This window comes from Bacillus sp. SH7-1 (genome assembly GCF_008042405.1).
Taxonomy (GTDB): Bacteria; Bacillota; Bacilli; order Bacillales; family Bacillaceae_G; genus Bacillus_A; species Bacillus_A thuringiensis_N.
Genome location: NZ_QNUD01000015.1, coordinates 302610 through 312380 on the forward strand (window position 1 = coordinate 302610; position 9771 = coordinate 312380).

Genomic DNA, 9771 nt, shown 5'->3' on the forward strand with positions numbered 1-9771 from the left:
ACTATCATACTAAAATTAAGTAGGAGGTAAATATGATGAGCGAAGCAATTATTCATGGTATCATCCTTGCATTTGGTCTTATCATTCCATTAGGTGTTCAAAATGTGTTCGTCTTTAACCAAGGAGCCAGCCAAGCAAATATTTGGCGAGCAGCTCCCGTGGTATTAACTGCCTCTATATGTGATACGTTACTCATATTAATTGCAGTGCAGGGTGTCTCCCTTGTACTCCTTACTTTTTCTTGGCTAACTAACACGTTATATATGATTGGCTTTTTCTTTCTCATGTATATGGGCTGGGTTATTTGGAGAAGTAACCCTTCCAATGATGTAAAACAAGAAATAAGCATGCCAGTAAAAAAACAAATACTTTTCGCTGCATCAGTTTCCTTATTAAATCCCCATGCAATTTTAGATACAATCGGTGTAATTGGAACAAATTCTATCCAATACATAGGAAATGAAAAATGGGCTTTCACACTTGCAACTATTATCGTTTCTTGGATTTGGTTTATAAGCTTAGCTTTAGCGGGGAAATTTCTAAAAAGACTAGACTCAACCGGAAAGACAATCGTATTATTAAATAAATTTTCTGGTCTCATCATATGGGGTGTCGCACTTTATATGTTAAAACAAGTTATTTATTCCTAATGAACGAAAGAGAATTGCATGTTGTTTTCAGTAACATGCAATTCTCTTTCATATTATGAAGTAGGTTCCGGTTTCTGTTTTACCGTCTTTGCGTCTTTTGCTGGTTTAATCCAAATGATTGCTATAGCAGCACCGATTCCAGCGAATATACTTGTTAAATAAAATACTTCATGGTCAGCACCTTTCATGAAAAAAGAATATAGAGGTGGTCCAGCTGCTACACCGATAAATCGCATTGAACTATAAAATGACGTAACCGTTCCCCTTTGCTCCTTTTCAATTCCTTGTGTAATTAAAGCATCTAAACATGGGAGTGCCATACCAATTCCTATCCCCATAATAACGAGACAAAGAAGTAGTAAATAAATCCCTTTTATAAATAAAGGAATGATGACTGATGCAGCTGCCATTAAAAAACCAATATAAATACACTTCTTCATCACATTTTGATTATCTCCAATTTTTTTACCAGCCATATATGAACTTATTGACAGTACAAGTAACGGGATCGCAAGCACACCCCCTTTCCATATACCATGAATGTCATACTTTGATTCCAGTATAGTTGACAAATAAAAGAGAATTCCGAATAAAATAAGCATAATAATTGCACCTAATGTAAAAATGGCAACTAACCATCTTCCTTTTTCACGAAACGTAGCAAGAATTGATTTTATAAACTCTTTAAGTGGTGGTACTTCTCCTTCTTGTTTCTTTGCCTTTACTAGAACAAGTAATAAAACAATTGATACTACGCATAAAACTGGAATCGCCCAAAACGGTAAGAACCATACAATGGCAGCAAGAGCAGACCCTAAAATAGGGCTCAACACTTTCCCAAATGTATTGGATGTTTCAATAATTCCTAAACCTGTACTAACTTGTTTTTCATCCTTGTATAAATCACCAACACACGGTATAACAACTGGCATTGCACCCGCAGCACCAATACCTTGAATCGCTCTACCAATCAATATCCAAGTGTAGGGATTATCAACTTTCCAAGATACCCAACCAGTTATCGCTCCTCCTATAGCCGCAATCAGCAAACTCGGAACCATTACCATCTTTCGTCCCCATCTATCTGATAAATAACCAGCAATCGGTATAAGTAAAATGGCTACAATAGAGTAAATTGTAATAATCATGGATACTTGAAACGATGAAATATGTAATTTTTTTTCGATAGTCGGTAGGATCGGAATGAGCATTGAATTCCCTAATGTCATAACAAGTGGAACTGATGCAAGCGCAATTAAACAACAGTTTTCTTTTTTTAACATGTTGGCTTCGGAACCTTTCATCATATATTTCTTACCATATAATAGCCCTGCCGGAACGTAATTGTTCATTCCACCAGGGCTATTACACTTTACTACTTCCCATTTACAACAAAAGAAATTGGGGGAAATATAGTATTATTTCTATTCTTTGAATCCAGTTCGCAATATATCCATACCAATTAATTGAAAAAAAAAGAAAGGAAGAATCCTTCCTTTCTCCTATAACCATCTACAATTAGCGAGTATATCCGCCACCAAGTTGTTGTTCTGCCATCGCTACTAGGCGTTTAGTGATTTCACCGCCTACAGAACCGTTTGCACGTGAAGAAGTGTCAGCGCCCAGTTGTACACCAAACTCTTGTGCAATTTCATATTTCATTTGATCTAAAGCCGCTTGTGCTCCATGTGATGCTAATTGATTAGAATTACGATTTCTAGCCATTACCAATCACCTCCTTATTTATATATAAATTGTGTTAAATTCGAATTAAAATACATGGTAATTTTTGGTTATTTTTTATTATAAAAAAAGAGTCTCGTTTAGAGACTCTTTCACCATTTCACTTTACGAAGTTACTACTACCAAATTTCTATTTGTTAATACTTTCATTTCTTCTCTTAATATCTCTTTTGCGTTATGTCCAAACCATTCGAGTGAAGCGAAATGGTCAGTATCTCTCACTTCCTGAATAATCTCATCATAATTTACGATACCTTCAAATAAAGGGACCATACCAGTACGACTTCCCGCTGCTGCATATACATTATTCGGTTCAAACACATGTAAATAATCTGCTGACGATATATTCTTAAAATGGTAATGTTGTATCCACGGCCTTAGTCGCTGGAAGCTGTCAACTGGATCTGCACCAGACTCCCATATATGAAGAAAATCAAGATTTATTTTCAAATTCGGATGATCTACTTCGCCTAATAGTTCCAAAGTAGAAGGCAACGTATCCGTTAACGTATTTGGATGTGTTTCTAAAAGTACATACATATTATGCTGAGCAAATAATTCACAAATCATGCGAATACGATTCACATACTCTTGTCTCTCTTGTTGCGAAAAATCTGCACTACCTTTTTTTCCAGCAAACGTACGAATTTTGTTCGTTTTAAACCAATTAGCTAGCATTGCAAGTTGTTCACATTTCTCTATCGTTTTTTCAAAATCTGCCGATAATGATATATCTAAGTAATCACTTATCATCGTAATTTCCAAGGTTTTATCCTTTAAACAATTCAATTCTCGTTCTGTCGTTTCATACTCTTGCATATATAAATTTTGCGCATGAGTCCCCCACAATTCAATTCCTTCAAAACCGTTTTCATATGCAAATTGAACAATATCAGTAAATGAAATTAATTGATGGCGAAATGAAATGGTACATAGTGAATATTTCATAGCTTTAAACTCCCTTGTCTTAAATTCAGTAAACTTTTTACAGAGTTACGACAGACTGATTTATTTTTATAGCTTTCCAAGATAGAAATTGTTTCTCTAATTCAGCCTTAATTTGCAGTTCAATTGCATTCATTTCATCCAGCTTTTCAACAATTGATAATAACATACCTTTATTATTCGTCATTGCCATTTTTATTGCACGATACTGTACATTTGTAAATCCTTGTACAATATCTTCTACCCGATCACACCAATAATCAAATTCTTGCTCCGAATATTGCAACGTTTCACGGAAGTATGCAAAGGCATGTTCATAACTATATTTACGAATTGCAAGTACTGGTATTTGTTTTACTGCTGCTACAAGCCCAGAAAGCGCATATCCATCTTCCTCGTTTGCCATTTTTATAATTAAGTTTTTCAGCTCCACAGTCAGTTCATTGTCGTTTCTTTTGAAAGTTTCTGTGAAATAACTAGCTACCATTTCTTGTGTTGGTTCTTGAATTCCTTCTACATCAATGAAATAGCCTCCACCAAATGGGTTATCTTGAACAGAGTGAAGTACTTTTTCTCTTTCCATATTCCCCTCCCAGCGAAAATCGGGATCTAGCATGAACCACTCTTCTTCTTGCTCTGTCTTTGATATCATTAAATAATGCGGAAACGGTTTTTGATGAAATTTATTTTCCCTCTCTGGTAATAGAGACATATCAACCATTACAATTACGAAACGATTTTCAGGCTTATTTTCTACTAATTCTATAAACGTTTCTACATTGCCACCTTTATCTTTTGCATGATCATACCATTCGTTCACTTTAATACCGTATAATCTTTCATACCATAATAAATAATTATCATGGTTAATATTTTCAGAGTGATACGAAATAATACCCCCATCTGTTATATCAAAATCTCCATCCCATAGTCCAAAATAAAATGGACGAAAATCTATATCGCTTCGTCTTTTTATAATTTCACAAAAACAACTTACTAAACAATGCACTTTAATTGAAGTCATACTCTCATCCACTTTCCTAAAGGTTAGTTATTCACATTTATATCCTGTAACGGCTGTAACTCCTCCATAAAATCAAGCAAAGATCCTACAGTAAGAAATGCCTTTGGATCTACCTCATCCTCTGGAACGCATAGCTTTAAATCCATTTCTATGTATACAATGAGTTGTAACATCATTACCGAATCTATATATAAATCTTGATTTAAGTGCATCATTTCTTCTAAATGCGTTATATTCTTTAGTTCCATTTTTTCTGTCATAATTTTTAATATGGCATTCTTTAATGCTTCCCGTCTCATGCTGTAACCTCTCCCATCTCTAGTAACTTTCTACTTACTTTTCCAGTTTTATTTTTCGGAATTTCAGTTACACTTTCAATTTCATGCGGAACTTTATAAGATGGTAAGCGCTGAATACACCATTCTCTTATTTGCACGGGATCAATTTGAGAGATTACTTTCGCTTTAACAATTTCACCCATCACAGGATGTTTCCCTCGATATACAATTGCCTCTTGAACACCTTCCAATCGAAGCATTGTTTCTTCTACCTCTATAGGAAAGACTTTTAATCCTGAAACGTTAATCACATCATCCATACGCCCCATAAAATGAATGCCACGTTCGGATTTATACCCTAAATCTTTCGTAAAAATTTCCTTATCGTTCATTTTCACTACAATTTCTTCAGGCATATTTTCATCTGAACCTATGCTTATACTCGCATGAGGTAGCGGATTTCCTAAATCTAAATGGCTTTTCATATCATGACATATACTAATACAGCCTGCCTCAGAACAACCGTATTGTTGCATCATATATGTTGTCGTTTCTTTTAGTTTATAAAATAATGCTTCTGGTAAAGGCGCTCCCGATGTCATAATTTTATGAAACTGAAACGTTCCTTGCGGGAAACTCCCCATAATATGTAGCATAAGTGGTACTGCATATATGATATGTTTTTCTGTATTGCGAACTATATTTAAAGCGAATTTAGGATTTTTATTCGTAATGATGATAGGCTTGCTTCCCCTCGTAATTGCAGATAACGTACCACATATTAGTCCGTATGAATGTGAAACAGGAGCCATAACGATTGGCACTTCATCCTCTTCGCAGTTTAAAGCTTCATTATAAGCAGTAATTTCTGTATCAACTTCCGTCCATGCTCTACGAATCAGTTTCGGTTCTCCTGTTGTTCCAGAACTATATTGCAATAAAGAAGGATCTTCTAGTAAAAAACCCTCTACTTCTATTTTTGTAAAACCACTATATTCTTCATATAAAACCCCTTTACAATTTGCACGCTTTGCCATTTCAATAGCCGTTTCTTTTGGCGTATCTTCATGTATAAGTAATACTGATGATTTCTTTTCTTTTAAGTAAAACACAAGCGTAATAATGTCAAATGGGTCCTTCAGACAAAGCGCAAATCTATTTCCTTCCGCTTCTTGAAATTGTTCCATTTCTTCGTAAACTTGTAATCTCAAATCAAAATCACTTTTGCTATACTCTTGTTTATTAACGATTAGCATAATTTCCCCCTGTAATAACTGATTTTTGTTTCATAAGTTGCTTTGCTTTATACAATGGATTTGGAACTTCGTGAACAAGCGATTCCACATCCATATATAATCGGCGCTTCGTTAATTGCTCAGCATTGAATGTAGGATTGTATAGTTGAATGCTTTCAAACCTATCTTTCAAGTATGGATATTTTCTAAAATGATTTTCAATTTCTTCAACCACTATCATCCAAAAACTTGCTTCTTTCCATTTATATTCATCCGCAAGTACGAAAGCTAATTCTCCTACATTAAATAAGAAAAGTGCATCTAGTACCATCTCTTGTAAACATTCGATACGATCCATTTCAAAGAAATCATTCATTTTTCCATTCGCATACGTTTTATGCATTTTAGTAAAGTCCGGACATTTATTCATTTCTTTTAAAAATGGACGATAAAACTCAAGTCCTTCATGAAAATCCTTTAATGCAATACGGACAGGTAGCCCTTCTTTATGAACTAAAATCATATTTTGACCGTGTGATTCGAGTGCAATTCCGTGCTCTACAACAAGATGTAATACAGGTATTATCGCTTTTTGGATAAGTAATCTCAGCCAATTTTCTATCCCATATTTGTTTAACCACGCATCAATAACTGGTGTCCCATCTTTCTCTTTTGCATATAATCCGTTAAAAGGAACTGCATCCTCTTGCTCATCTAAATAATTATGAACACTTTCACGCCAAATGCATCCTAATGAACCGTATGTGGCTTTCTTATTCGTATCATACGTTACACTCGAAAATTCCTTTAACAAAATTACACGTGATTCATCCCTTAAATAAGAATCTTGACTTACGACATCACTTAACCAATTCGATATAGCTGGTGCACTCGCAACTGAATATGGTTTCAGCGTACGGAGTGTTGAAGTGTTGAGTATGTTCAACGATAACTTTACATATGATCTCTTTGGATTCGTAACATTTCTTAACGTTCTCATAGATTGTTGCGCACAATAATCGTCTGCTGATTCCCCTAAATAAATAATACTTTTATCCTGTATATGCTCAGCATAATTTGGAATGATAAAACTCGCCCACTGCCAAGGGTGAACAGGTATATACACGTACTGCTTTGGATCACATCCCACACTGTGAATTCGTTCCTTATACGCTTCTAATGTATGCTCGCCTACTTCACCTTTTAAAATTTTGTCATAAATCACTTCATTTTCATAACCTACAGTCGCATATTTCTTATGAGCTGCAATCCATATAAGTTTTATTGGCCTCATAAATTCATATCCATATTGAAAATTGTCACGATATTGAAACCCAATGCGTGCTTTATAGCTAGGATGATACGGGTGGCCGTCAATTAAATGGCTTTCAAATTCATCGTATGATTTTTGAGTATATTTCAACTTATTACATCTTTCATATTGTGCAATCGTGTCTTTAAATATCGTTTGTTCTAATTCGTGAATAAAAGAATCTAATTTCGTTTGTTCTACGTTAACAACCCGAAAAACTTCTTCCAAAAATTGCGAAACTGATTGTATTTCTTGTTTTTCCTCTTGAACTCTTACTATTAATGAATCTATAGAGATGCGTCCAAATGTCATTCGTTCTCTTCCGTAACATTCGTACGTGACAACTTTGTTGTCCTCATCAAGCCCTTGTATAAGAAAAAGAATTTGTTCTTCTTTTTCTATACGAACTGACGTAATAACCCCCTCATAAATTAACGACTCTACTAATTGACGTAAAACCCTTCTTCGTACTGAAATGTAATCTTCTGACTCAAGCGCTTTCAATATTTTCGTATGATACATGTCCATTCTCATAACCCCCTCTACCTTACGAAAAATACCATTATTTGTATTACGTGAAATTTTAACGTTATTTATGAACGAACAGCCACTTCTCTAACGAGCGGATTCTGTACCTGTACGTAAATTGCTTGTTCTAAAGGATTACTTAACTCATCGACATCGAAAAATCTCGTTAATAAATTTGCTTTACATGCCAACTTATCTTCTTCCAACAATTCTCTTAAAAAGGTAGAAGGTTCACGATTATATGGAAGGAACGATTCAAGTACAGATCTTAATTCCGTGAGAAGAATTTCCTCCCTAATTAATCCAGCTGTACCAAATCCGTTAATGAGTCCAAACATATGATTAAAAATTAAGTAGTAACGAAATCTTTCATCTACAATATAGTCATCATACAAATTCCCAGTACGTTCTCCAATACCAGCTAACTCATTATTAAGCATCTCTTTCATTGAATTACAGAAATAGAAACCTTGATTATCACGGAAATAATATTTGACCGGATAACCATTCTTTAGCTGAACAACGCTATTTTGCTGATGAGCTTCTAATGCAACACCATACTGTAAATACATCCATACCATCGGCTTTAAAGAAATATTCATATATCGTCTAAACCACTCTAAACTTACTTCTTCACAGCTTCTACTTTCTAAATCTGCTAGGCGGTGAATAATATTTGATAAGCGAGTACGTTCTCCAGGTATAGCATCTTGAACTAGCCCAGCAATTAATGTAGCGTCTTTGGCATGTTCGCTATAAAAAGGATTCTCTCGTATAATGACTTCAAATCCAGATTCTTCTGCTCCGTAATTTAATGTAATAAAGGCTGGATCACAAATAAAATTAAAGCCGGGAAATTTTTCCAACACTTCACCAATAGCCGTATTTAACATTTCCTTCCCTTCAAGACCACTCTCAAGTTCCTTCAATTTATTAATACGCATTGAATTTGTTACTTTTACCGGAAATGAAAACTTAAGCATATACTTTGAATCGGGATGATATAACGTCCTAAGTGATGATGTTGCCATATAATACTTACCAGCAGGACCAATGTATTCAAGTACTCCTTGATCTATCCAATCCTGGACGTAAGATTGGTGTAATAACCATTCTGCCTGAAGCGGATGAATTGGAATTAATGAATATTCATCTTCATTACAATACTTTGATATAAATTCCTTACTAACCATCTCATCATTACGTAACTCTTCTTTTAAAATTGCTGTTGTAGAATCTAATAATAATGATTTTTCATTCACTATACTTTTATGTGCCCGAAAATAATGCAGCTGGCATTCTCCTTTTAATTCTGGAGAATACATTGTACTTTTCCAATCCAATATACCTTGTCTACTCTTTGGTGTAGGATGAGTTAAATGTCCAAATAATAAAGATTGCTCCGCCTCTATAAAAGTTGTATGGAAACCGTATAATGCAGATGTGTCTTCTATTCTCGCTTTTGTAAATCCCTCAATATTTTGACAACTACGAATAACTCGAAGCATAAGTTCAGCAGGATTCGTCCCTTCTCCGTAGTTGATAGACATCTCTTTTATTAAGAAAGTAATAACTGTTACGTAATCTGCTTTAATAACAGAATTACTATCTCCAATTTGATAATAAAATTGTTCTCCAAACAAATGGCGATCTGTTGATGATTTATAAATAACTTCTCCATACAAAGTAACGTTCTGTGCCGATAGCCGACAACATAAATATGTGGGAACTGTATCTCTATTCAATGTATTACTGAACATACTTTCCATTCTTTCATCCTCTGTAATCCATTCTCCACTCCCTGTTTCTCTTAAATAACAGTTTAAAAAGCTTTGTAATGTTGCATGTTCTGCGATTTGTTTCGCATGCTGCATACTGGTCCTCCTCTTTATATTAAAGCTATCGAAATTTTATATAATAAACGATAATTGAATGTCGTTATCAATTATGATTCTAATTGATAATGATATTCAATTCAATAGTATATTTCAGAATTTTTTTATCTGATTTAATTTTTATTCTTTTCTTTCTTTTTTTAATCTAGTTAAAAATACAC

9 protein-coding genes are annotated in these 9771 nt (G+C 34.4%); 1 reads left to right on the top strand and 8 read right to left on the bottom strand.

Annotated features, from left to right (window positions below; genetic code table 11):
• The first annotated feature begins 35 nt into the window (after nt 1-35).
• Nucleotides 36-650: a LysE/ArgO family amino acid transporter gene (locus DN390_RS15440; protein ID WP_147807740.1), complete on the top strand. Its 615-nt coding sequence runs from the start codon at nt 36-38 to the stop codon at nt 648-650.
• 53 nt (nt 651-703) lie between these two features.
• On the opposite strand, the gene DN390_RS15445 is transcribed toward DN390_RS15440, so the two are convergent.
• From DN390_RS15445 to DN390_RS15480, 8 genes are all read right to left on the bottom strand, one after another.
• Nucleotides 704-1933 carry a bacillibactin exporter BcbE gene (locus DN390_RS15445; protein WP_147807754.1) on the bottom strand — a complete coding sequence of 410 codons (1230 nt, stop codon included), beginning with the start codon at nt 1931-1933 and terminating at the stop codon, nt 704-706.
• A gap of 235 nt (nt 1934-2168) precedes the next feature.
• Nucleotides 2169-2375, bottom strand: coding sequence for an alpha/beta-type small acid-soluble spore protein (locus tag DN390_RS15450; RefSeq protein ID WP_000113545.1), 207 nt, complete (start codon nt 2373-2375; stop codon nt 2169-2171).
• A 123-nt stretch (nt 2376-2498) separates the two neighbouring features.
• The gene (gene asbF, locus DN390_RS15455; protein ID WP_097951589.1) at nt 2499-3341 is read right to left on the bottom strand and encodes a petrobactin biosynthesis 3-dehydroshikimate dehydratase AsbF; all 843 of its coding nucleotides are present in this window, start codon (nt 3339-3341) and stop codon (nt 2499-2501) included.
• Between the two features lie 37 nt (nt 3342-3378).
• The gene (locus tag DN390_RS15460; RefSeq protein ID WP_147807741.1) at nt 3379-4362 is read right to left on the bottom strand and encodes a DUF6005 family protein; all 984 of its coding nucleotides are present in this window, start codon (nt 4360-4362) and stop codon (nt 3379-3381) included.
• 23 nt (nt 4363-4385) lie between these two features.
• Nucleotides 4386-4661 carry a petrobactin biosynthesis protein AsbD gene (gene asbD / locus DN390_RS15465; protein ID WP_147807742.1) on the bottom strand — a complete coding sequence of 92 codons (276 nt, stop codon included), beginning with the start codon at nt 4659-4661 and terminating at the stop codon, nt 4386-4388.
• Complete coding sequence (locus DN390_RS15470; RefSeq protein WP_147807743.1) at nt 4658-5896, bottom strand: AMP-binding protein; 1239 nt, start codon at nt 5894-5896, stop codon at nt 4658-4660. The genes asbD and DN390_RS15470 overlap by 4 nt, the downstream gene beginning before the upstream one ends.
• Nucleotides 5883-7721, bottom strand: a complete 1839-nt coding sequence (locus DN390_RS15475) for an IucA/IucC family protein (protein ID WP_147807744.1) — start codon at nt 7719-7721, stop codon at nt 5883-5885. The genes DN390_RS15470 and DN390_RS15475 overlap by 14 nt, the downstream gene beginning before the upstream one ends.
• Before the next feature lie 59 nt (nt 7722-7780).
• A complete protein-coding gene (locus tag DN390_RS15480; RefSeq protein ID WP_147807745.1) occupies nt 7781-9589 on the bottom strand; it encodes an IucA/IucC family protein in 1809 nt (602 codons plus the stop codon).
• Nucleotides 9590-9771 lie beyond the last annotated feature (182 nt).